At 66.2% G+C, this 20032-nt stretch carries 24 protein-coding genes; 6 read left to right on the top strand and 18 right to left on the bottom strand.

Features of this window, described 5'->3' with window-relative positions:
• Window positions 1-70 precede the first annotated feature (70 nt).
• The 9 genes from HHL15_RS08170 to HHL15_RS08130 form a co-directional block, all read right to left on the bottom strand.
• Window positions 71-787, bottom strand: coding sequence for a DUF5983 family protein (locus HHL15_RS08170; protein ID WP_076600422.1), 717 nt, complete (start codon window positions 785-787; stop codon window positions 71-73).
• A 166-nt stretch (window positions 788-953) separates the two neighbouring features.
• A complete protein-coding gene (locus HHL15_RS08165) occupies window positions 954-1346 on the bottom strand; it encodes a hypothetical protein (RefSeq protein ID WP_076600423.1) in 393 nt (130 codons plus the stop codon).
• A gap of 24 nt (window positions 1347-1370) precedes the next feature.
• Window positions 1371-1622: a hypothetical protein gene (locus HHL15_RS08160; protein ID WP_076600424.1), complete on the bottom strand. Its 252-nt coding sequence runs from the start codon at window positions 1620-1622 to the stop codon at window positions 1371-1373.
• Between the two features lie 787 nt (window positions 1623-2409).
• Window positions 2410-4425: a DNA topoisomerase III gene (locus tag HHL15_RS08155; RefSeq protein ID WP_076600425.1), complete on the bottom strand. Its 2016-nt coding sequence runs from the start codon at window positions 4423-4425 to the stop codon at window positions 2410-2412.
• Between the two features lie 263 nt (window positions 4426-4688).
• On the bottom strand, window positions 4689-5072 hold the full coding sequence (locus HHL15_RS08150) for a single-stranded DNA-binding protein (RefSeq protein WP_076600426.1): 384 nt from the start codon (window positions 5070-5072) through the stop codon (window positions 4689-4691).
• Window positions 5069-5617, bottom strand: a complete 549-nt coding sequence (locus HHL15_RS08145; RefSeq protein ID WP_076600427.1) for a DUF3158 family protein — start codon at window positions 5615-5617, stop codon at window positions 5069-5071. The genes HHL15_RS08150 and HHL15_RS08145 overlap by 4 nt, the downstream gene beginning before the upstream one ends.
• Complete coding sequence (locus HHL15_RS08140; protein ID WP_076600428.1) at window positions 5614-6378, bottom strand: PFL_4669 family integrating conjugative element protein; 765 nt, start codon at window positions 6376-6378, stop codon at window positions 5614-5616. Before HHL15_RS08140 ends, HHL15_RS08145 begins: the two co-directional genes overlap by 4 nt.
• A gap of 121 nt (window positions 6379-6499) precedes the next feature.
• Entirely contained in the window at window positions 6500-6793 is a 294-nt protein-coding gene (locus tag HHL15_RS08135) for a hypothetical protein (RefSeq protein WP_076600429.1), read from the bottom strand.
• Window positions 6777-7664: a sensor histidine kinase gene (locus HHL15_RS08130; protein ID WP_076600430.1), complete on the bottom strand. Its 888-nt coding sequence runs from the start codon at window positions 7662-7664 to the stop codon at window positions 6777-6779. The genes HHL15_RS08135 and HHL15_RS08130 overlap by 17 nt, the downstream gene beginning before the upstream one ends.
• A 55-nt stretch (window positions 7665-7719) precedes the next feature.
• Between HHL15_RS08130 and HHL15_RS08125 the strand changes: the two genes are divergently transcribed.
• Window positions 7720-7989 carry a helix-turn-helix domain-containing protein gene (locus HHL15_RS08125; RefSeq protein WP_076600535.1) on the top strand — a complete coding sequence of 90 codons (270 nt, stop codon included), beginning with the start codon at window positions 7720-7722 and terminating at the stop codon, window positions 7987-7989.
• 66 nt (window positions 7990-8055) lie between these two features.
• On the opposite strand, the gene HHL15_RS08120 is transcribed toward HHL15_RS08125, so the two are convergent.
• The 8 genes from HHL15_RS08120 to HHL15_RS08085 form a co-directional block, all read right to left on the bottom strand.
• Window positions 8056-9237, bottom strand: a complete 1182-nt coding sequence (locus tag HHL15_RS08120; RefSeq protein WP_076600431.1) for an STY4528 family pathogenicity island replication protein — start codon at window positions 9235-9237, stop codon at window positions 8056-8058.
• Between the two features lie 3 nt (window positions 9238-9240).
• Window positions 9241-9801, bottom strand: a complete 561-nt coding sequence (locus tag HHL15_RS08115) for a DUF2857 domain-containing protein (RefSeq protein WP_076600432.1) — start codon at window positions 9799-9801, stop codon at window positions 9241-9243.
• Window positions 9802-9816: 15 nt separating this feature from the next.
• Entirely contained in the window at window positions 9817-11505 is a 1689-nt protein-coding gene (locus tag HHL15_RS08110; protein ID WP_076600433.1) for a ParB family protein, read from the bottom strand.
• On the bottom strand, window positions 11498-11755 hold the full coding sequence (locus tag HHL15_RS08105) for a hypothetical protein (protein ID WP_076600434.1): 258 nt from the start codon (window positions 11753-11755) through the stop codon (window positions 11498-11500). The genes HHL15_RS08110 and HHL15_RS08105 overlap by 8 nt, the downstream gene beginning before the upstream one ends.
• Complete coding sequence (locus HHL15_RS08100; RefSeq protein WP_076600435.1) at window positions 11739-12617, bottom strand: ParA family protein; 879 nt, start codon at window positions 12615-12617, stop codon at window positions 11739-11741. Before HHL15_RS08100 ends, HHL15_RS08105 begins: the two co-directional genes overlap by 17 nt.
• Before the next feature lie 41 nt (window positions 12618-12658).
• Window positions 12659-12874, bottom strand: coding sequence for an AlpA family transcriptional regulator (locus HHL15_RS08095; protein ID WP_061959016.1), 216 nt, complete (start codon window positions 12872-12874; stop codon window positions 12659-12661).
• 121 nt (window positions 12875-12995) lie between these two features.
• Entirely contained in the window at window positions 12996-13727 is a 732-nt protein-coding gene (locus tag HHL15_RS08090) for a hypothetical protein (RefSeq protein WP_076600436.1), read from the bottom strand.
• A 624-nt stretch (window positions 13728-14351) separates the two neighbouring features.
• On the bottom strand, window positions 14352-14552 hold the full coding sequence (locus HHL15_RS08085) for a hypothetical protein (RefSeq protein ID WP_169145347.1): 201 nt from the start codon (window positions 14550-14552) through the stop codon (window positions 14352-14354).
• On the opposite strand from HHL15_RS08085, the gene HHL15_RS08080 reads away from it, so the two are divergent.
• The gene (locus HHL15_RS08080; RefSeq protein WP_456243185.1) at window positions 14527-14778 is read left to right on the top strand and encodes an HVO_A0114 family putative DNA-binding protein; all 252 of its coding nucleotides are present in this window, start codon (window positions 14527-14529) and stop codon (window positions 14776-14778) included. The two genes, HHL15_RS08085 and HHL15_RS08080, sit on opposite strands and share 26 nt — an antisense overlap.
• A 330-nt stretch (window positions 14779-15108) precedes the next feature.
• Here the strand turns inward: HHL15_RS08080 and HHL15_RS08075 are convergent, their stop codons facing one another.
• Complete coding sequence (locus tag HHL15_RS08075; protein ID WP_169145345.1) at window positions 15109-15576, bottom strand: hypothetical protein; 468 nt, start codon at window positions 15574-15576, stop codon at window positions 15109-15111.
• A 204-nt stretch (window positions 15577-15780) separates the two neighbouring features.
• Here HHL15_RS08075 and HHL15_RS08070 point away from each other — a divergent pair, with 204 nt between their 5' ends.
• From HHL15_RS08070 to HHL15_RS08055, 4 genes are all read left to right on the top strand, one after another.
• Window positions 15781-16701: a class I SAM-dependent methyltransferase gene (locus HHL15_RS08070; protein WP_169145344.1), complete on the top strand. Its 921-nt coding sequence runs from the start codon at window positions 15781-15783 to the stop codon at window positions 16699-16701.
• A gap of 250 nt (window positions 16702-16951) precedes the next feature.
• Window positions 16952-19006: a putative bifunctional diguanylate cyclase/phosphodiesterase gene (locus HHL15_RS08065; RefSeq protein WP_169145343.1), complete on the top strand. Its 2055-nt coding sequence runs from the start codon at window positions 16952-16954 to the stop codon at window positions 19004-19006.
• A 115-nt stretch (window positions 19007-19121) separates the two neighbouring features.
• A complete protein-coding gene (locus tag HHL15_RS08060) occupies window positions 19122-19670 on the top strand; it encodes an NADPH-dependent FMN reductase (RefSeq protein ID WP_206198676.1) in 549 nt (182 codons plus the stop codon).
• A gap of 30 nt (window positions 19671-19700) precedes the next feature.
• Window positions 19701-20030 carry a YnfA family protein gene (locus HHL15_RS08055; RefSeq protein ID WP_169145342.1) on the top strand — a complete coding sequence of 110 codons (330 nt, stop codon included), beginning with the start codon at window positions 19701-19703 and terminating at the stop codon, window positions 20028-20030.
• The last annotated feature ends 2 nt before the right edge of the window (window positions 20031-20032 follow it).

The raw sequence follows: 20032 nt of genomic DNA, 5'->3' as shown, positions 1-20032 counted from the left end.
CCGGGAATCGGCAACCTGTCGCCACCTCGTTCCACGAAAAGGAAGAGCCCCGGGTGGGGGCTCGAAGGTGCTACTCGTCTTCGTACAAGGGCAATCCGTCCAGCACCGGCGCATCGGCATCGAAGATCAGCATGCGGACGTTGGCGAGTGCGGCCAGGTGCAATACCTCCACGAGGGACTCCGGCATGCCCTTGGCCCGGTGCTCCTGCCGCAGCTCTTCGGCGGTAATGCCCTCGACAAGCTGCAGGTTCGCATCCGTCCAGGGGGTGGCGATCAGCTTCACGCCGATCGCGGGGCTGTACGGGATGCGGAAGGCGACGAACAGAAAGCCGCTCGGTGTGGCGATGTCCGCCAACCCGGCGAGGAAGCGGCCTGCCTCGGGGGTGAGATGGGCGCTGCTGATCTCCCAGCACCGGCTGTAGAAGCCCGTCTCGAAGCTCAGTCGCCACACGACTTCCCGCGCAGCTTCCTCCGAATAGGTGTCGCCGACGTGCACGGGCTGGCCGAAGTCGTCGCCGCTGACGGCGTAGACCACGGTGCGCACCACGCCCTCGGTCTGGCATTGGGCCTCCAGGTCTTCTGGAATGTCCTGGCCTTCGGTGATCAGAGCGAAGTCGTTGTTGAAGACGCAGGGGAAGAGCGCGATCTGGTCGTCTGGCAGATGCGCCTGGCTGGGATGCAGCGGGTGCCAGACCGGCGGGCAGTCGTCCTCGTAGGTGATGCACAGGGAGCGATCAATGCGCAGGTTCTGGTAGCCGCGGAGGAAAGGGTTGGAATCGGGGGACATGGGGTTTCTCCATCAGAGGAAGTGGAGCCCATTCCCCGGCTGGGGAGCAAGCCCCCAGCGGGTGGTTGAAGAGATGTTGAGAACAGGGAGGGACACCGCCTCGAAAGGAGGCGCATGTCCCTCGTGGGTGGAAAAAAGGAACGGATGGCGAACAAGCGAATCGGGATCACCAGCCGCTGTAGTTCAGCACCAGATCGGCGATGACCTTGCGGCGATCCAGATCGAGACCTCCCAGATCGGAAAGCCCCTCGAATCCGCAGCGCTTGAGCATCGCGCCGCCTTCGCGGGCGTTGTAGAAGCTCACCATCGCGGACAGGAACATGCGCTGGCCGCCGCTGAGGACATCCAGGGCGTCGTTGAGCAACAGCACCTTGGGGCGCAGATCCCACTTGCTGGTGGCGCGCTGCAGGCCTTCGGGCGTGCCGTCGCCGAACCATTCGGCGCCGGCGATTTCCACACCGCGCTTCCACCCTTCGAAGAAGGCCTGCGGGGCTTCGGCGAAATGCCGCTCTTCCGCGGCGATCTGATCAAGTACGTCTTGGGGCAAAGACTGGTTCATGAGATGGCTCCTTGTGAGTGGAAGTCAGGGGTGGATGCGTTGCTGCCAGCGGCCTGTTGCCAGGGCGTGCTCGGCGGCGTGCTGCGAGCGGAAGTACTCGACGGACTCTCGGGACACCGGGCCGTCTTCATCGGCGGTGCCGATGAAGTGGCCGGCGGCGCTGTGGCGCACCTGCAGGGACAGGCGCTTACCGGTGCAGGCCAGGGCCAGATAGCCAATGGCTTCGGTGCGGGCTTGGGCGGCGCTCAGCGGTGCCGATGCGAATGCAAGGGACATGGGGCTCTCCTGGTTGAAGGACCGGGAGCCCACACCCGGACGGGAGCGGATATCTCCCGAAGGGTTGAAGGAAGAAGCATCGGCGTCGTGAAGACGCACGTCCGCGGTGGTGATGCGAAGCGGACTGGTTCGATCCACGCGGCAAACCGCGTTGCAGCCTTGAAGACCGGGGCTGCCAGGGCATGGTGCTGACGACCGTCAGCAGCACATGACTGCAGGATGGACGCGACGCCTCACTGGCGTCTTCTAGGAATGTGCATCGCGCAAGGGCCGCTTTGAGGCTGTGCGACACCGACCAAGATCAAACAATGACCAACGGGCCGAAGGCCCTTGAGCCTTCAGCCGGAGAAGAGAGAAACCACCTGTGGGCTGTGGCAGTCCCGGCCGTCGTCAAAGCCGCTCGCTGCGTCAGCAATCGCACCCGACCCGTGTCGTGGCTGGGGTCGACATCCTTCGGCACACATCCGCGCACAAAGGGAGCCCGTTGTTCCGCCGGCGGGCACCGGCACCGAATACCGTCGACCCGAGGGGTCTCCTGACGGCTCGCTTCGACACAGGTCCGCCAGGCGTCAGGAGACCCCTCGTCATCGACGGGAGCATCTCGATCAATGGAGTCGCGACAGACGCGATTCGCGGAGAAACGGCCTTCTCGTCTTGCGAGCCCGTCGTTGGGCAGCCAGACGTGCACACCGTTGCAGAAGGGGGCGTGCGCTGGGGAATCCCGCATTGCACGGGAGGTTGGACCCGCCGCTAGAAACGGCTGGCGTGGCGAAGGGATTCGTCGGTGTCAGGACGCCTTGCGGGAAGCCCTCTGCTTGCGTGGCGCACCGTGCTTGCCTGCCGAGCTGTCGATCGGCAGCGTTCCCTTGCAGTCCGGATAGCGACTGCATGACCAGAAAGCGCCGCTCTTGCCGGTGCGCTGCCGCATCTGCCCGCCGCACTGGGGGCAGGAGGGCGAAGGCGGCAGCTTGATGGCGAGCGTCGCACCGCGGTACTCCTGCACGAGTTGAGCCACCCAGGCGGATTGCCTGGCGATGAAAGTGTCCAGTGTCATCTGGCCGGCCTCGATCATGTCCAGTGCCTGCTCCCAGACTGCTGTCGTGCCCGGATCGGCAATGGCCGCCGGCACGGTGTCGATCAAGGTGAAGGCGGCATCCGAAGCACGGATGGCGCGGCCCTTCTTCAGCAGATAGCCGCGACCGAGCAGGCCGCCGATGATGTTGGCGCGCGTGGCTTCGGTGCCGATGCCTGTCGTGTCCTTGAGCTTCTGCTTGAGGCGCGGGTCGGTGACGAGCTTCGCGACGCCCTTCATGGCCTTGACCAGTTCGCCCTGCGTGTAGGGCTTGGGCGGCAAGGTCTTCAGCGCCTTCAGATCGACATGGCCGACCTGGCAGGACAATCCTGCTTGCAGTGCCGGTAGCACCTGGCTGCGCTGGGCGTCGTCGCCATCCGCATCGCTTTCCTCCGGCGCCGCCAGCACCTGGCGCCAGCCGGCCACGGCGATCTGCTTGCCCACGGCCAGTAGCGACTGCCCGCCGCACGCGAGCTGCGCCACCGTTCGGTCGAACTCGTGGTGGAGCAGGAACTGTGCCAAGTAATGCGCGCGGATCAACCGGTAGACGGCCAGCTCCTTGTCGTTCATGGCCGAGAGCTTGGCCGGTTCCAGTGTCGGGATGATGCCGTGGTGTGCCGTGACCTTGCCGTCGTTCCAGGCGCGCGAGCGCTGGGTCGGGTCCAGGCGGTCGATCAACGGGCGCAGGCCGGGATCGGTCTTGACCAGGCTCTCGAGAACGGTCGGCACCTCGGCCAGCATGCTCTCGGGCAAGTAGCCCGAGTCGGAGCGCGGGTAGGTCGTCGCCTTGTGGGTCTCGTACAGCGCCTGGGCGATGTCCAGCGTCTCCTGCACATCCAGGCCCAACTGCTTGGAACACACCTCCTGCAGCGTGCCCAGGTCGAACGGTAGCGGCGGACCTTCGCGCACGCGCTCCGTCTCGACCGACACCACCTGGGCTCTGCTGGCGGCGCGCATGCGGTCGGCGGCCTGCTGTGCCACGGGCTGCTGCAGGCAGCGGCCGGCGTCGTCGGTACAGCCTTGCGGCGGCGTCCAGCTCGCCGTGAAGGACTGCCCCACATGGGACAGCGTGACCTCGATTGCCCAGAACGGCACCGAGACGAAGCGGGCGATCTCGCGGTCGCGATCCACCACCAGCTTGAGCGTCGGGGTCTGCACCCGGCCCACAGACAGCACACCGGTGTAGCCGGCCTGGCGTCCAAGCAGGGTGAACAGCCGGCTCAGGTTCATGCCGATCAGCCAGTCGGCACGCGAGCGGGCCAGGGCCGAGTAGTAGAGCGGCAGCGTCTCGGCCGACGGCTTCAGCGCGCCCAGTGCCTTGCGGATCGACGCATCGTTGAGCGCCGACAGCCATAACCGCTGGATCGGTCCGCGATAGCCGCACAGCTCGATGATCTCGCGGGCGATCATCTCGCCTTCGCGGTCGGCATCGGTGGCGATCACCAGCTCGTTGGCCTGGCCGACGAGCTGCTTGACGATCTTGAACTGCGCGGCGGTCGCAGCCTTGGGCTCGACGCGCCAGCGTTCGGGAATGATGGGCAGTTGCTCGATGGCCCAGCGCTTGTAGCGCTCGTCATAACCCTCGGGCGGAACTGCTTCGACCAGATGACCGATGCACCAGGTCACGACGATACCCGCGCCGCTGTAGCAGCCGGAACCACGCTGGCCGGCACCCAGCACGCGGGCGATGTCCTTGCCTTGCGAAGGCTTCTCGCACAGGAACACGCGCATGAAGCCTCCTCGGGAATGTGCGGTTCATCAGATGGACAACAGCATGGCTGGGCCAGGAGAGACCGGCAGCAAGGAAGCCGGACGGCATGAACACCGAATTGTCCTCGGTTGGGGAATGGTTGCCGCAGCGGTATGAGGGGCGGGAAATTCGCGTCGGGAGGGCGGCTGGAGCTCGGTGGGCCGCAGTGGAACTATCCCCAGGGGATAGCCCACTGGTGCAAGGCGGGCGTCTGACGGTTGCTACAGCCGCCCGCGATGCTTGGTCACTGGCCCCCGGCAGGCTTGGCGCCGAGCGTCACCGCCTCGATGCGATAAGGCAGGATGCCGACGCGCCGGGCCTCGATCTTGAAAGTGACGCGCTCGTTCTCGTCCGCGTCCTCCCATTCATCGCGCACGGTGCGACCTTCGACCAGTACGCGCATGCCCTTCTGGTACAGCGACTGCCAGTGCTCGGCATCGCGATGCCACAGCTCCACGGGCGCCCAGAAGCCGCCGCGGTCCTCGTACTCGCCATCCTTCTTCGGGATGGGATTGTCGAAATAGACGTTCAGCCGCAGCAGCCGCCTCGGCTCGTCGTTGCCGTTGGGGAATTCGCGGTACTCCGGCGCGGAACCGATGTTGCCCTCGCCGACGAAGTGCGTGCTCATGGTGACTCCTTGGGAGTGGTGGGAACGGACGCGACATGCCCGTGGACACGCCGCAGATAGGTTGCCTCGGCCCGGTCCACCCTGCTGGCGCATTCCAGGGCGAGGCGGGTGATGCTGTGGGTCAGACTGATCTGCATGTTCAGCGCGATGCGCTGCAGTTCCATCGCATACAGGTCGTCGATCAGCGAGGCCGGTGTCGCGGGGCGATCGAGCAGCGACTCCCACAAGGCCACGCCCATGGCCGAGCGGTCGAGGTTGCGCCAGCGCAGAAAGGTCGTCCCTGCGCCAGTCGTCTGCTGGGCCAGTTGCACATCGAGCAGGTTGAAGGGGTAGGCCCGCGCCTGGGGCAACACCTGCCGTTGTGCCAGGGCGATCAACCCGTCGCGCAGCGCCATGCACTGGCTGGCCCAGGTCTCCAGACTCCCCTTACCCTTAAAGGGCTGTAAAAGGCCTTTTAGGTAGCCTGCATGTTCCAGCCGCTGGAAGTCCGTCTGTCCCAGCGGAATGAAGCGCGCTGGGTGGCCGGAAGAAGAAGGTGCCGTCATGCGTTGACGCCCTCATCGTCTTGTCTCGCGGAGTCGCCTGCGCCAATGCCTGACTCCAAAGCATCAGCGACCGGTGACTCGGGCCGGCTTCCCCTCCGTGCGATGGGTGGCGCAAAGCGCGAACGGCGCGTGCCTTCGAAAATGTCCTGCGGCAGCTCGCCGAACTTCTCCAGCGCCGCCCGCGCCACGGCGTTCTTCGCCGCAAAGTCGTCGCGCGTCGCACCTGAGTAGCGGTACTGCTGCGCCAGGGAGAACAGGCTGCGCAGTGCATGCGCACCGTCGTTGAGCCAGCGCTCCAGCGTGCTGCGGTCGATCAGTGCCGTGTGATGGGCCAGGATCAGCTTGCGTGCGAGGTCGTCGTAGTCGGCCAGCAGGTACACCGCCATGAAGCCAAGCTGCGCATTGACGAACAGCGGCAGCTTCACTGGCTGCACGTTCATGTTCTCGCCCAGGGACAGCGCGGGCGGCACATCAGCCAGTGCTTGGTCCACCTGTTCGCGCAACGCCTGTAGGCTGGTCTTGGTCTGCGTGAGCTTGTCTTCGATGCGCAGCATCCACCAGTCCGAGTAGGGGTCATCCTGCTCGGCACCGCGCTTCATCTTGTTCATCACGCTGATGTAGCCGTTGAGGCCGATGATGCCAGGACGACCCTCGGCCGGCGCGCGGCCATGCCAGATGCGCGATGCGTGATGGGTGTGCAGCGTCAGCGACATCGCGCTGCGCAGCGATCCGAGATTCAGTTGCAGGGGTTCGTTGGCCATGGAGACGACTCGCGATGAATGAACGAGTCGCCAGCATCGGCACCAGCCGGAAGGCTGTCAGTCAACAAACCGCATCCAACGTCCGCCCGGTTTGCCCGACGCGGAAGGCTGTGTGTGCCGGCTATCCCCTGGGGATAGGCAGGCGTTGGCCGAGATCGAGATGGACAATGCAGAAGATGGCCCGGCGTTGCCCGCCGACGGCTGCGATCCGCAATGCCTGCAGGATCGACTCCTGATCGTCCGCGAACGCAAACGCTGCATCCTGCCCGGTACGCCGATTCCGCGCGGCCGCAACGCGCCGCAGCGTGGCGACCTTCGTTTGGTCGTTGGCATCCCGGGCGGAAGGGGCAGTCGGGGTGTTGAAGATCTCAAGGCCGCGCCAGAAGCGCAGCAGGCATTCACTCAAGATCAGCATCCGCCGCTTCGACATACGGCAACCGTACCTCGAAGCGGCTTCCCTGCCCTGGCGTCGACTCCACCCGAATCGTTCCGCCCATCAGCCGCCCCACCCGCTCCGTCAAGGCCAATCCGAGTCCCATTCCGCCGAAGCGGCGCGAGGCACTCCCGTTCGCCTGTTCGAAGGGGCGGAAGAGCTGTCGGACGTGGTCGATACCCATCCCGATGCCGGTATCGGCCACCACGAAGACCAGCTGGTCGCCGTCCCGCCCCGAAACCAGGGTGACCCTCCCTTCATCGGTGAATTTCACGGCATTGTCCAGGAGGTGGTCCAGGATACCCTCCAGTCGATGGCCGTCGATCACGCAGTAGGCCGGCTGGGGGCCTTCATGCCGATGCTCGAAGCCCAGCCCCTTGGCCGTCGCGCTCGCCAGTGCACGCCGCGCAACCGCTTCCAGGGGCTTCCGGAGTGCCGTTGGCACCGGCCTGACAAGGCCGTGGCCTGCCTCGAACTGGGCAAAGTCGAGGACGTTCTCCACCAGCTCGGCCAAGCGGCGGCCTGCTTCCAGAATGCGCCGACAGGCGTGCCGGGATTTCTCAACATCATTGGCACGCATCCCGACGGTGGCCATGCCGAGGATGCCGTACAGGGGCGTGCGCAATTCGTGATGCATGTTGTTCACGAATTCTGCCTTGAGCTGGCGCAGGTGCTCTGCTTCAGCCAGCGCGCGCTCCTTCGCGGCCCGAAACTCGGCCTCGATCGCCGCCAGCCGACCGCCCCGGTCGCCGGCCACGCCGGGCGGCACCTCGCCGCCCGCTACTGGGCAGGGGCGAGAGTCCCCCTCGTCGGAAGTCCGTTCCTCCAGCGTCGATACGCGATCCGGATGCATGTCATCAGGAGATCCCGATTCGGGATATCCCACAATGGGTTATTAAGGTATGGGGATGGTCAATTCGCTGCACCGCCCCCAATACGAGCTCTTCCGAACGATGATGATCGAGGCGCGGGAAGTCGCCGGGCTTACCCAGGTACAGGTTGCCAAGGCCCTCGGCCGGCCCCAGAGCTTCATCTCCAAGTACGAACGAGGGGAGCGGCGTCTCGACTTCACTGAGTTCGTCGACATCGCCGGCATTCTGGGTATCGATGTCGCGACCTTCGTGTCCATCTACCAGGACAGCGTCAAGGCCCGTGATCTTCGGCAATGCTTGCGCTGAGCGCCCGCCCCGATCCCCATCTTGCCTGTAGCACATTCTGATTCCGGCCGGACCGCGCCCCCGCAGTCACCGCAATCGCAGCTTTTCCCGCAGGTCGGCGATGTGCCGCAGGGCAACTTCGCGGGTGGCAGGCGCGGAAGCGCTATCCCCAGGGGATAGGGGCGTCGGTGGACCATGCTCTCGGCCGGACTGACCTGCCCACGCCTTGAACTCTCCACGGATCGCCTTCTGGATGATGCCGAACAGATAGCCGGCCGGGTTGCGCACCGCGCTGCTGCGGCACCGCGCTGCCCACTCGTCGAGCACCGCCTGCCGCTGGGTCTCTTCCACCTGCTGCAAAGCGATCATCGCCCCTGCCTGCTGCTCTTCCTTCAAGCGCAGGAATCGCTCGGGCAGTCGCAGGTTCTGCACCGTCCTCGCGCGCGGTACTGTACGTACTTCATCAATACGATCCTTACGTACGGTACGGTCCTCCTTCGGATTCCGAAGAGAGCCATCCGGCGCGGGCTTCGGCCCCGCTTCGGATTCCGAAGACGGGCGTTCTGCATTCCGAAGCAAGCTATCTTTGCCTTCTTCGGATTCGTGGTCGACACCCTCCTGTGGATAACTCGTCGTCGTCCACCCATGCCGGGCCATGTGCTGGGACAGCACCTGCAAGCGCGTCGGCAGCGTGCGGCCGCTGAGCAGCGGGTCCTCGGCAATCTCCTTCAGCGTGTGCATGCCGACGATTTGCACCGCCTTGGCTGCATGGGTAAGTGCCTGGCTCACCAGACCCAGATAGTCGGGGTCGAGCTGCATCGCCTCGAAGGGCGTCAGCGGTTCGTCGTGCAGGACATAGAGGTTGCCCAGGATGCGGCCGGTCTTGGGGTCGCGGCGGCGGCGCACTAGGCTGAGCCAGCGCGTCAGGCGCAGCAGCGTCAGGGCGCGCGCGACGGTCTCGTGCGAGGCCCGCGCCCCGCACGGCATCGAGGCCAGGTAAGGCCGAAGCTGTTCATAGGTCGGAAAGGCCGTCACGCCGTCGTCGTTGAGCTGGAGGCGGAAGACCTGCCAGGCGTTGCGCTCCAGCGGCGTCAGGCGCCGGTCGAGGAACAGTGCACGCGGCACGCTTTCATGGCGATTGCCGCTGTACAGGAACCCGTCGCCGGCCGGCGCCGTGCCTTGCGCCATCGCCAGGTTCTGCAGCGCGTCGTCGAACAGCGCCGACAGCGCCATGGGACCATCGCGCCGTGGTGCGCCGCCCGTCGCCATGGCCTACACCAGCCCCTGGTCGATCCAGTTCCGTATCGCCGCCCAGACCACCGACATCGGAAGCGTCAGGGTCTCGGCCAGGTCCATGGTCAGGCCCAACATGGCCAACTCGTCGTCCAGCGCGATATGGCGCTCGGTGACTCCGGCTTTCCAGTGCTCCCACAGGGTGGTTTCCTGCGCCTCGTCCAGCACCGGGTGCCGGCCCTTGCGCTTGGGCAGCCCGAGGATGTCGCGCCGCAGGGCGACCTCCTGATGGGTGAGGCCGTAGAACCGGCTCACCATCTCCGTGCTCGCGCCCAGGCGCAGCATGCGGTCCACCGTGGCGATTTCCTGCTCCACGTCATGCACCTGCGTCAGCAGTCGCTTCAGTACCTCGCGGTTGACCGAGACCGAACACCACGACACCGTGGCGTTGACCAGGACGCTGACCAGCGCCGGATGCTTGAGCGCGTCCAGCTCCTCTTCGCCGAAACCCATCGCCTTGCAGCGGCGCAACTGGCCGTTGCGCAGATCGTGCAGGGCTTGTGCGATGACGGCCTGGTTGAGCGGATGGGGTGACGACATGGTTGCCTCCAGCGCTCAGGAATCGCGGCCCGGGTCGGCTGAAGCCGCACCGCTTTCCAAGTCCAGCAGCCGGCGCGCCAGGCGCAGCAGCCGGAACAGCTTCACCAGGCCGGCGTCGCTCATGCGCATGGATGTTCCGCCACTGCCGTGCAGCAGCGGCGCCAGGTCGTCGGTCAGTCGCGCACGATCCAGCCCCGTCGCGGGTGCCGGCGCCGCGCTCAGCGCATCCAGCAGAGTCAGCATCGCACGGGCAAAGGCCGGTAGCGCTTTCACCTGGGCAATGGTCGAAGTTACACAAATGAAACCGATGCCGCTCTCACTGGGCTCGATTTGCCCCGCTACCGCCGCTTCCTCGGCGATCTCACGAGCGAACTGCGCGATATGCACGCGGAGCCGGTCAGGCGCGTCCAATCCGGGCTCGATGTACCAGACATCCGAGATGGGGTAGAGCCCGCCGACCTGCACGGGAATCGCGCGCAAGGCATTGGTCTCAAAGTCGGGCAGCTTGTCGCCCAACTGGTCGGCTACCAGGCGCTGAATGGATTGCAGGCGTTCGGTGGTTGGTGCTGGAGACACGATGTGCCCTTGCAGGCGCTCCGCATCGCGGCTTGCCAGTACTGGAGCGGTGTCTTCCCCCTCACCTTGCCCACTGCCAGCCACGGGTGCTACAGCGTTCTGTGTGGGGGGAAGCTCGGCAGCGGGTGCAGCCGATGCGCCGACCTGCATCCCCGCCGGAGGTGGTGATGCAGGCCGCGGCGCCGCAGGCATGATGGGTGCCGCCGGGCTCATCGGCTGGGGCTCGCTGGTCAACGCCCGCTGCCGAATTTCGCTGTCGTCGATCTCCAGGCTCAGCGTGTCGTAGTCCGCTTCCAGCAGCTCGACCATCTGGCCCACCAGCTCGTCCTGCACCCGCTGGAGCGAGAAGCCATCCGGCTGCGTGTCGAACTGCGACAGCACATCTTGGAACAGCGAGGCGAAGTCCACGGCGGGTTGATGGCCCAGCGCACGCCGTTCCCAAGCGCGCTCGCAAGCCTTGCGCAGCACCGCGAGCCGTTCGACCTGATGCCGGCCCAGCCCGCGGTACAGCACCGTCGGAATCGCCGGCAGCAGGTAGCGCACTGCGTCCTGCATGCGGCTGATGTGCGACTGCTGCACCGGGTAGCCGTCGGCCGTTAGGCGCCGAGCCAGTTCGGACTGCGACAGCGCCTGCCCGCCGTTCTCCTGCTCGTAAAGGCCGCGTGCCTTCTCGATGCCCAGTGCCCGCTCGATGAAGGTGAGCCCGCCACGCAGTTCGTTCTCGGCCAAGTGGCCGGTGAGCGCCACGATCTCGCCGCGCTGCGGCCATGGCCGGAACAGGCAGGCAATGCGGAAAAACCGCTCTTCCTTGGTCTCGCTCCACAGATCACGCAGGATCGCCAGGCGCGTGTTGCCGCCGTTGCGGATGATGTAGTGGGCCCCTCCGGGCCGGCGTGTGATCGCGGGTGGGGCATCCAGCCCGCGCTCACGGATCGACGCCTTGATCTCCTCGTAGGCCGGGTTGCGGGTCACGCGCGGGTCATGGTCGTAAGGGCGCAATTGATCCAGCGTCACCACCATCGGTGTGTCGGCGATTGGGTCGCTCAAGGCCTTGGCCGTCGGACCGCCGCGCTCGAAGCCGGAGGCCATCAGCTTGGCGGCCATGTCCTGCGGGGTCAGCTCAACCACGGCCGTTGTCCTGGGGCGGTATCCCGCCGATGGGCGCCTGCCGGTCGGAACGGCGAAGCTGCGCACGGGCATTGAGCCCGGCGCGGTGGTCGCTCGCCGTCGAGCTGGTGTAGACCGACGCGCAGCCCGGCTTGGTGAACTTCAGGTGACCGCCCGGTGTGCGCACCACGTGCCAACCTTCACCCAGGGCGAAGTCGATCAGCGCCCGCAGCCGCTTGTGGCCGCGGGCCAGGTCATGCGCGTTCGTCATTGCCCTCGCTCCCTGCCGGGCCTTTCGCAACGCATCGGCCGGACACCCGCGCAAAGCGTTCCCGCCACTGCGGAAACAGCTCGCCGGCCAGGGCGCGCATCGTCATCAGCGCCGAAGGCGCGACACGACCGGCGGGCTGTCGGCACTCCACCTGGTGCACCGGGAGGCCGCGCGTCGCCGCGCGCGGATAGGCCTCGATGGCTGGCACGTCGGTGTCCAGCACCTGCACGCCCGTCGTTCCTTGGAACATCTGCCGCAGCGTCTGCTGAATCAGCCGGGCATTCGACGACACCGGGTGCACCCGATTGATGAGCAGGTGCAGCGGCGGAGGCTCGATGCCGAGGTGCCGATACGGCCCGATGTCCTCGATCAGTTGCAGCGTGCCGCGCCGCAGCTCGCGTGCGGCCAGGATCTCCGGCGTCACCGGCGACAGCGCCAGGTTCGAGGCCAGCACCGCCATTTCTAGCAGCACGCTGCGAGCGCCCTGGGTGTCGATCAGCAGCAGGTCATAGAACGGTGCCAGCACCGGCAGCAGGTGTCGGAGCCGCAGGCGTCCGTCCGGCGCATGCAGCAGCAGTGTGTTCAGTTCTCCGCGGTCGTCGTTCGACAGCACCAGGTCCAGCCCGGCGATGGCGGTGCGCGACACCAGTTGATCGATGCGACGCTCGTTGAACGCCAGCAACTCATAGATGCCAGCGGGCGCACGTGCGTCCAGCGCGAAGTAGCTCGACAGCGTGGGCTGCACATCCAGATCGAGCAGCAGCACGCGCAGCCCTGCGTCGGCGGCAAGGCCACCCAGGTTGGCCGCCGTTGTCGTCTTGCCCACACCGCCCTTGGTGGAGATGATCGAGATGACCAGCATCGTCAGACTCCTCGTTTCATTGTTGGAGAGCTGAACGAGGATCAGATGCGCTCACTGCGGCGCTCGGCGATCCATTGCTCGATTTCGAGCGAGTCCCAGCCGACCGCACGTATTCCCAAACGCATGGCTTTCGGAAACTTGCCCGCCTTCATCAGGCTGTAGATGTGGGCGCGCTTGAAACCGGTCTTGGCTTCGACTTCCTCGCGGCGCAGGATGCGGTGTTCGCCCGCAGGCTGCGGAAGTGGCTTGTCCGACATGAGGGGCACTCCTTAGCGCTTACTGGCGCTTGTTTGGCGTGACCCGTAATTGACAGGAACCCCGTGGGAAAGAACACCGCAAATGCGGTTTCCGCGACCGCAGATTGGGGCTTGACGCTCTTCAATGGTTCGCTGCCTGCAACCTGCGGCGGGCCTGGGCGAACTTGGCCTGCAGCGTACGCTCGGTGACGCCCATGAGGTTGCCGTGATGGGCGATCAGGGCGCTGATGATCGCGTCCTGGCTGTTGAAACTGGAGTATGGAGCCCCGGAAGGTGTTCGTCCGAGCATCAAGGCCAACATCGTGCCGATGATGTTCAGATAGGTGATCTCGGCACGATCACTGAGGGGGCACGGGGTGCAGTTGAGATTCGGGGCCCCTTGCTTCTTCTGCTGCTCTTGGAGCTGATGCAACTGATGGCGACACTGCTCCAGCTGGGACTTCAGCGCTTCCCGTTCCACCAAGAGCGCATGACCGGTCTCCAGCGTGATTACCGGATGGGTGATCCTCTCGTGGCGGGAGAAAAGGAAGGTCGGCCGTTGCTCTGGATAGGTCCGAAGCATCCAGCGCTTGAGGTCGACGTGGCGAACGGTCAGATCGGGTGAGTCCCACAGGGACTCGTCATTGATCGTAATGCCGTTCAGTCCGTAGGGCAGTTCACCGTGGAAGATGGCATCGTAGATGCGATCGGTATAAAGACGAAGCTCGTTGCAGCGCGGGCAATCCAGCGTTACCGGCAGGCTTCTTGACTTGACGGCCGCGAGAATGTCATCCCTGAACCGGAACAACCCGGCCCATCGGATGGCCGCATCGATGGGTCGGTAATACACCTCCGAAAGCGAACTCCCTTGCATGTAGTTGCCTCCCTGTAACTGCTACCCCATCAAGGACTCCTGCCTGTCCCGGTCGAGGCCAGTGCTTTGAAAACCCGTAAGCGGTACGATGGCGCTGCGCAGCCCTGCGCGGAGGGATCGAGCCTCATCGCGAGTCGCCTCCCATTCAGGCTCAATGTCGGCGTTACACGCGAGCTACCCCGGGGTAGCCCACTCAGGGCCTTGACGAATGGCCGGTGATCGCACGCAGGTCGCTCCGGCGTCAGCAAGATGGGGGCTGCGCCTCTGTTGCCGCGCATGCGAGGATCATGATCGCGCGAAGCGCCGGCAAGACCGGCTGGGAATGGACTGATCTCGCGGCGATCTATGACTTTGAGATATCCGGCAATGCGATGCCTCACACCACCCAATTTCAGGCAAAAGCGCCCTGGGTCAGACCTGGTCGGTATGCTGATAGGCTAAAAAGGAATCGCGCCGCAGAAGGGTACGAGCGTTCAACGTGGGCCAGGAAGGCCACCCCGTGCGCTGGCTGTCCATGGCTGAGGATGGCTCGCCTTGGAGCGAAGGCGTTGCCTGCTTTCCGACTGGCAGGGTAAACTAGTCCATGAGCCAGTCCAGTGACTGGTTTAGGTTTGGAAGAATCGATTAAGACTCAACAACTTGGGGGTCGGATTCGATTCCCATCGCCCGCTCCACATCAGATTCATGCAGGTCGTTGATCTGCGCGTAAAAAGGCCAACCTTCCAGGGGTTGGCCTTTTTGTTTTCTGGTTGCTGCTTCGGGGTGGTGGAGCCCGTGGACTTCGTGAGCTTCGAAGACATTGAAGAGCGCTTCGAGCAGGATCACCACAGCGCGGCTTGCCCTGCTCCGTTCCATCAAGGAGATGCCTGGCTCGATCACCCAGATCTCGGAGCGCCTCCATCGCGACCGCAGTGCGGCCAAGCGGGATGTGGACGAGCTGGCGCGGACGGGCTTGGGCACGGCTTCGGAGAAGATCCTGCCGGGCCACGGCCGGATGAAGGGAGTCCGGGCAGCCGCGCAGCGGATCAGGCTGGTGGCGGAGGTCGCCTGACGGGTGTCGCCAGCCGGACCGTCTGGTCACGCTCTGGTCGCGACGGCGTCGAAGCCAGGCCGCCCCAGTCCCCGAGCTGCTCCGCGCCCTCCCCCAAACCGCCCGCCCCAGTCCCCACGCTGCTCGTGAGCAGCTCGACGCGCCTCGCGAAGCGCTCGCGGTGTGGGCCGGCCTGTATGCGGGATAGGGTGGGCCTGTCCCTTTCGCGCTCGCGAGACACGCGCGGACAGGGCCTGCCATTCGCCGAGCCTGGGGCGAGCCACTGCCGGACAGGCCGGGTCGGTATCCGGTGTGCAAGCCCGGGAAGCGGGCCGGCGGCGAAGCCTGTGATCAGGCGTCGGGCTTGCCGGGGTTGCGCGGCTTGCGGGAGAGGCGGGTCTGCATGGCGCTCTTGAGGGTGTCCAGGGCAGTCCCCTTGCCGCCGACCTTGGCCAGGGCATAGCCGTCGAAGGATGCGCTCATGATGTCGCTACCGAGGGCCAGCTCGGTGTCGTCCGCCCGGTCGGTGAGAGTACGCAGGCGCTGCAGGCGCGAGCGCAGGGCGTCGAGGGCGGCGATGTCGCGCTGGAGCCCGGCGAGATCGAAGTTGGAGGGCACGATGCCGGGGTTCTGGCGCAACACCAGTTCGGTCTGGCGGCAGAAGACTTCGGACTTGTCGCCCATCTTGATGGCTTTGCGGCGCTCTTCGGCAGAGAGCACGACGAGGCCATCGAGCCGGGCTTCGAGCACGTCGAGGGCGCTGTCGATCGCTTCAAGATCAGCCGGGGCGAATTCGATGGAGACGAGGTTCTGAGTCATGGGGAAGGCTCCTGGACATTGACGGGACCACAGACCGATGACATTTGCTTTCCCAAATGTCATCAACGAAGAGTGCCGATCTTATAGCACCAGAATGGGCACTACATCAATCGACAACAGACACGCAGCCTGCCTGCCCCCTCACCTCGCCTTCCCGCCGGCTTTCCGGGACAATCCGGCCCTCCCCTGCCCCCTGCCCCGCCCATGCAAGCCCTCCTCGACGCCATCTCCGCTGCGCCCCTGTCTGCCGATGCCCAGCGCATCTTCCATGGACGGGGTGGCCTCTACCCGGGCTGCGAGCAGTGGACGCTGGATGTCTTTCCACCCGTCTGGGTGTTGACCAGCTTCGTGCCGGCCAGCGATGCCGAGCTGGCCGCCGTCCACATGGCCTTGTCGGAACGCTGGCACCAGCTGTGCCCCGGTGAGCCCTTGAACTGGGTCTACCAGTACCGCTTCGAGGCGCGGGCCGAGACCCGGCTGATGGCGGGCAGCGTGCCCGAGCCCCATGTGGTGACCGAGAACGGGGCGCAGTTCCGGGTGCATCTGCTCAAGGGCCTCAACCATGGTTTCTTTGTGGACATGGCCGAAGGCCGGCACTGGGTGCGCGAGCACGTGGCGGCCCGGCCCGGGCTGAAGGTGCTCAACCTGTTCGCCTACACCTGCTCGTTCTCGGTGGTGGCCCTGCAGGCCGGCGCCCGGCAGGTGATCAATGTGGACATGAGCGATGGCGCGCTGGCCATCGGCAAGCGCAATCACCTGCTCAACGGGCTCACCGCGGGCGCCAGCTTCCTGCCCCACGACATCTTCAGCTCCTGGGGCAAGATCACCCGCAACGGGCCCTATGAGCTGATCATCCTCGACCCGCCGAGCTACCAGAAGGGCAGCTTCGTCGCCGACAAGGACTACGCGCGCCTGATGCGCCGCCTGCCCGACCTGCTGGCCCCGGGCGGGCACGCGCTGCTGTGCCTTAACTCCCCGAAGCTGGGCGTGGCCTTTCTGCAGGAGCAGATGCAGGCCATCGCCCCCCAACTGGAATTCGTGCAGCGCATCGCCAACCCGCCGGTGTTTGCCGACGTATCGAGCGAGCGCTCACTGAAGGTGCTGGTCTACCGGGCACCCGCCTGAGGCTCGCGCAGCCCCAACCGTTCCCGCCTCTCCACCGACCCCCGGAGGAATGGCAGGCGGGCCGGGAGGTGGCCTGGGGCGGATGTAGGCGGGTGACAAGAAAGATGTCACGCAGCGCCCCGAAAACCCCAAGGCATATGCCCGGAGCACAAGAATAAGTGTGTAATAGTGTATCTTTGCACGTGGCCAGGCAGCCTGGTCAGACCTCCCATCGCAAGCACAAGGGATTGCACCGAGTCCTGCACCTTACATGCTTCCACCGCCATCCCCACCCGCTCCGTCCTCCAGCCAGCCGAACACCGCCGGAGCCGCCCCCCTCCCTTCCGCAAACGACTACGCCGCCCTTGAACTGATCAGCCAGCCTGTCTGGATTTTCGACATCGACCGCCGGCACGTGCTGTGGGCCAACAGCCCGGCCCTGCAGGTCTGGAAGGCCCGCTCCCTCGAAGAACTGCAGGCCCGCGACCTGGGCCGCGACATGTCGGCCACCGTCGCCCACCGGCTCGCCCAGTACCAGCGCGACTTCGAGGCCCACAACGCGATCTTCGCCGAGCAATGGACGCTCTACCCGGTGGGTGAGGCGGTAGCCCTCCATGTGCGCTTCAGCGGCCACCGCCTGGCCGACGGGCGCATGGCCATGATGTGCGAAGGCCAGCCGGCCGGTGCCCATGCGCCGGACTCCGTGCGGGCCGTGGAGGCCCTGCTGCACACCACCCTGATGATCTCCCTCTACGACCTGGAGGGGCACCCGCTCTACCGCAACCCGGCAGCCCGCGACTCCACCTGCCGCCCCGACGAATGCCTGCCCGAGCGGCTGGTGGATGCGGAAGACATACAGCTGCTGCACGACAGCCTGGCCAGCGGCGGGGGCAGCTCGCTGACCCTGCGCGTCCATACGCCGCAGGGCGTGCGCTGGCACGAGGTCACCGCCCGGCGCTGCCACGACGCGGTGTCCGGGCAGGACGCGCTACTGCTCAGCGAAGCCGACGTCACGGCCATCAAGGACACCGAGGCGCAGGTGCGGCACCTGGCCCTGCACGACCCGCTCACCGGCCTGCCCAACCGGGCCCAGGTGATGGCGCGCTTTGCCGACGCCCTGCGCGAGCTGGGCGCCGGCGGCGCCGAGGCCGCCGTGGTCTTCATCGACCTGGACAACTTCAAGGACATCAACGACACCCTCGGCCACGCGGCCGGCGACGAGCTCCTCGTCGGCGTGGCCAGGCGCCTGCGCGACGCAACCCGGACCGAAGACCTGGTGGCGCGCCTGGGCGGCGACGAGTTCATGGTCCTGCTCCGCTCTTCCGACATCCGCGGCGACGTGGACCACGCCTATCGACGCATCGCCACCTCGCTCGCCGCGCCCCTGAATGTCCGAGGGCTCGAGGTCCGGATCACCCCCAGCGTCGGGGTCAGCCTGTTTCCCGAGCACGCCTGCGACATCGAGACCCTGCTCCGCCACGCCGACCTGGCGATGTACGGCGCCAAGGCGGAAGGCCGCAACCGCATGGTCCTGTACAACGAATCGATGGGCATGGAACTGCGCGCCCGCACCTCGCTGGAGGCCGAGCTGCGGCTGGCCCTCGAGCGCGGCGAGTTCGAGGTGCACTACCAGCCGCGCATGGCCGTGCGCAGCCGCAGCATCCTCGGCGCCGAAGCGCTGGTGCGCTGGCGCCACCCCGTGCACGGCCTGGTCGGGCCGGACATCTTCATCCCGATGAGCGAACGCCTGGGCCTGATCGGCCGGCTCGGCATGTTCGTCTTCGAGGCCGCGGTCCGCCAGCAGACCGAATGGGCCGCCCGCGGCCACGACCTGCAGATCTCGGTCAACCTGTCGCCGCTCCAGCTCGCCGACACCCACCTGGTCGCCCGCATGGCGGCGGTGCTGCGGCGTTACGGCTGCGAGCCCTCGCGGATCGAGCTGGAGGTCACCGAATCGATGTTGCTCGGCAACGAAGAGCGGCCGATCGCCGTGCTCAAGGCCATCGAGGCGCTGGGCATGTCGATCGCCCTGGACGACTTCGGCACCGGCTACTCGAATCTGGCCTACCTGCAGCGCTACCCGCTGCACACCCTGAAGATCGACAAGACCTTCATCCAGGCCCCCGACGTGGACCGCCCGCTGGCCGAGATGATCGTCTCCCTGTGCCGCCTGCTCAAACTCAACGTGGTCGCCGAAGGCGTCGAGACCAGCGAGCAGCTGGCCTGGGTGGCCAGGCGGGAGATCGCCGAATACCAGGGCTACCACTTCTCCCCGCCCGTCCCCGCGCCCCACTTCGAGGCACTGCTCGAGGCCACCCCAGCCTGAGGAAGCCAGGCCGACGGCGATGCGGATTGACAGCACCGCCGCCGCATGACGAAATGCCCCCTCGTCACCGGCCCTGCCTCAGGGCCGCTCCGCCACCCACCGTCCTGGGAGCATCATGATGTCGCTCAAGTATCTCGGAATCACCGGAAGCCTGCGCCAGAAATCCACCAACAAGGGACTGCTGCGCGCCGCCGCGGCCAGCCTGCCCGACGGCGTCGTGATGGACACCGCCGACCTGTCGGACATCCCCTTCTACAACGCCGATCTCACCGAAAAGCCCGCCGCCGTGCAGCGCGTGCTGGCCCAGATCGGCGCCGCCGACGCGCTGGTGCTGGCCGGGCCGGAATACAACTACTCCCTGTCGCCGGCCCTCAAGAACATCCTCGACTGGGCCTCCCGCGAAAAGGACAACCTGCTCCTGGCCGGCAAGCCGCTCGCCATCATGGGCGCCGGCGGCGGCATGGGCACCTCCCGCGCCCAGCACCACCTGCGCCAGGTCTGCGTGTGTCTCGACCTGCATCCACTGAACAAGCCGGAAGTCTTCGCCAACGCCTTCTCGGCCTCCTTCGATGCCGACGGCAACCTGACCGATGAGCGCCTGCTCAAGCTGATCGCCGAGCAGATGCAGGCCCTGGCCGCCTGGACCCGCCGCCTCAAAGCCTGAGCGGCCTGATCCCCGGCCCCGCTCATCGCCATGTTCGAACTGCGCACCCTCGCCCTCTTCGCCATCACCGCGGTGGCCGAGATCCTCGGCTGCTACCTGCCCTGGCTGTGGCTCAAGGAGGGGCGCAGCCCCTGGCTGGTGGTGCCGGCGGCGCTCAGCCTGGCCGCCTTCGCCTGGCTGCTGACCCTCCACCCCACGGCGGCCGGGCGCACCTATGCAGCCTACGGCGGGGTGTATATCGGCGTCGCGCTGATCTGGCTGTGGGCGGTGGACGGGCTGCGCCCCACCGTCTGGGACGTCACCGGCGGCGCCGTGGCCCTGGCCGGCATGGCCATCATCATGTTTGCGCCGCGGGGCTGAGC

Origin of the sequence: Zoogloea dura, assembly GCF_012927165.1 — a bacterium.
GTDB classification, from domain to species: Bacteria; Pseudomonadota; Gammaproteobacteria; order Burkholderiales; family Rhodocyclaceae; genus Zoogloea; species Zoogloea dura.
Note: the sequence above shows the minus strand (reverse complement) of the source record. Positions and strands in the feature narration are given on the sequence as shown.

Coding starts and splice junctions, on each gene's coding strand:
- HHL15_RS08055 (WP_169145342.1), top strand. CDS start 19,701: ATGTTCGAACTGCGCACCCTCGCCCTCTTCGCCATCACCGCGGTGGCC.
- HHL15_RS08125 (WP_076600535.1), top strand. CDS start 7,720: ATGGTCAATTCGCTGCACCGCCCCCAATACGAGCTCTTCCGAACGATG.
- HHL15_RS08155 (WP_076600425.1), bottom strand. CDS start 4,425: ATGCGCGTGTTCCTGTGCGAGAAGCCTTCGCAAGGCAAGGACATCGCC.
- HHL15_RS08170 (WP_076600422.1), bottom strand. CDS start 787: ATGTCCCCCGATTCCAACCCTTTCCTCCGCGGCTACCAGAACCTGCGC.
- HHL15_RS08095 (WP_061959016.1), bottom strand. CDS start 12,874: ATGTCGGACAAGCCACTTCCGCAGCCTGCGGGCGAACACCGCATCCTG.
- HHL15_RS08165 (WP_076600423.1), bottom strand. CDS start 1,346: ATGAACCAGTCTTTGCCCCAAGACGTACTTGATCAGATCGCCGCGGAA.
- HHL15_RS08115 (WP_076600432.1), bottom strand. CDS start 9,801: ATGTCGTCACCCCATCCGCTCAACCAGGCCGTCATCGCACAAGCCCTG.
- HHL15_RS08120 (WP_076600431.1), bottom strand. CDS start 9,237: ATGGCGACGGGCGGCGCACCACGGCGCGATGGTCCCATGGCGCTGTCG.
- HHL15_RS08160 (WP_076600424.1), bottom strand. CDS start 1,622: ATGTCCCTTGCATTCGCATCGGCACCGCTGAGCGCCGCCCAAGCCCGC.
- HHL15_RS08070 (WP_169145344.1), top strand. CDS start 15,781: ATGCAAGCCCTCCTCGACGCCATCTCCGCTGCGCCCCTGTCTGCCGAT.
- HHL15_RS08075 (WP_169145345.1), bottom strand. CDS start 15,576: ATGACTCAGAACCTCGTCTCCATCGAATTCGCCCCGGCTGATCTTGAA.
- HHL15_RS08100 (WP_076600435.1), bottom strand. CDS start 12,617: ATGCTGGTCATCTCGATCATCTCCACCAAGGGCGGTGTGGGCAAGACG.
- HHL15_RS08145 (WP_076600427.1), bottom strand. CDS start 5,617: ATGACGGCACCTTCTTCTTCCGGCCACCCAGCGCGCTTCATTCCGCTG.
- HHL15_RS08130 (WP_076600430.1), bottom strand. CDS start 7,664: ATGCATCCGGATCGCGTATCGACGCTGGAGGAACGGACTTCCGACGAG.
- HHL15_RS08090 (WP_076600436.1), bottom strand. CDS start 13,727: ATGCAAGGGAGTTCGCTTTCGGAGGTGTATTACCGACCCATCGATGCG.
- HHL15_RS08150 (WP_076600426.1), bottom strand. CDS start 5,072: ATGAGCACGCACTTCGTCGGCGAGGGCAACATCGGTTCCGCGCCGGAG.
- HHL15_RS08060 (WP_206198676.1), top strand. CDS start 19,122: ATGATGTCGCTCAAGTATCTCGGAATCACCGGAAGCCTGCGCCAGAAA.
- HHL15_RS08140 (WP_076600428.1), bottom strand. CDS start 6,378: ATGGCCAACGAACCCCTGCAACTGAATCTCGGATCGCTGCGCAGCGCG.
- HHL15_RS08105 (WP_076600434.1), bottom strand. CDS start 11,755: ATGACGAACGCGCATGACCTGGCCCGCGGCCACAAGCGGCTGCGGGCG.
- HHL15_RS08135 (WP_076600429.1), bottom strand. CDS start 6,793: ATGCTGATCTTGAGTGAATGCCTGCTGCGCTTCTGGCGCGGCCTTGAG.
- HHL15_RS08065 (WP_169145343.1), top strand. CDS start 16,952: ATGCTTCCACCGCCATCCCCACCCGCTCCGTCCTCCAGCCAGCCGAAC.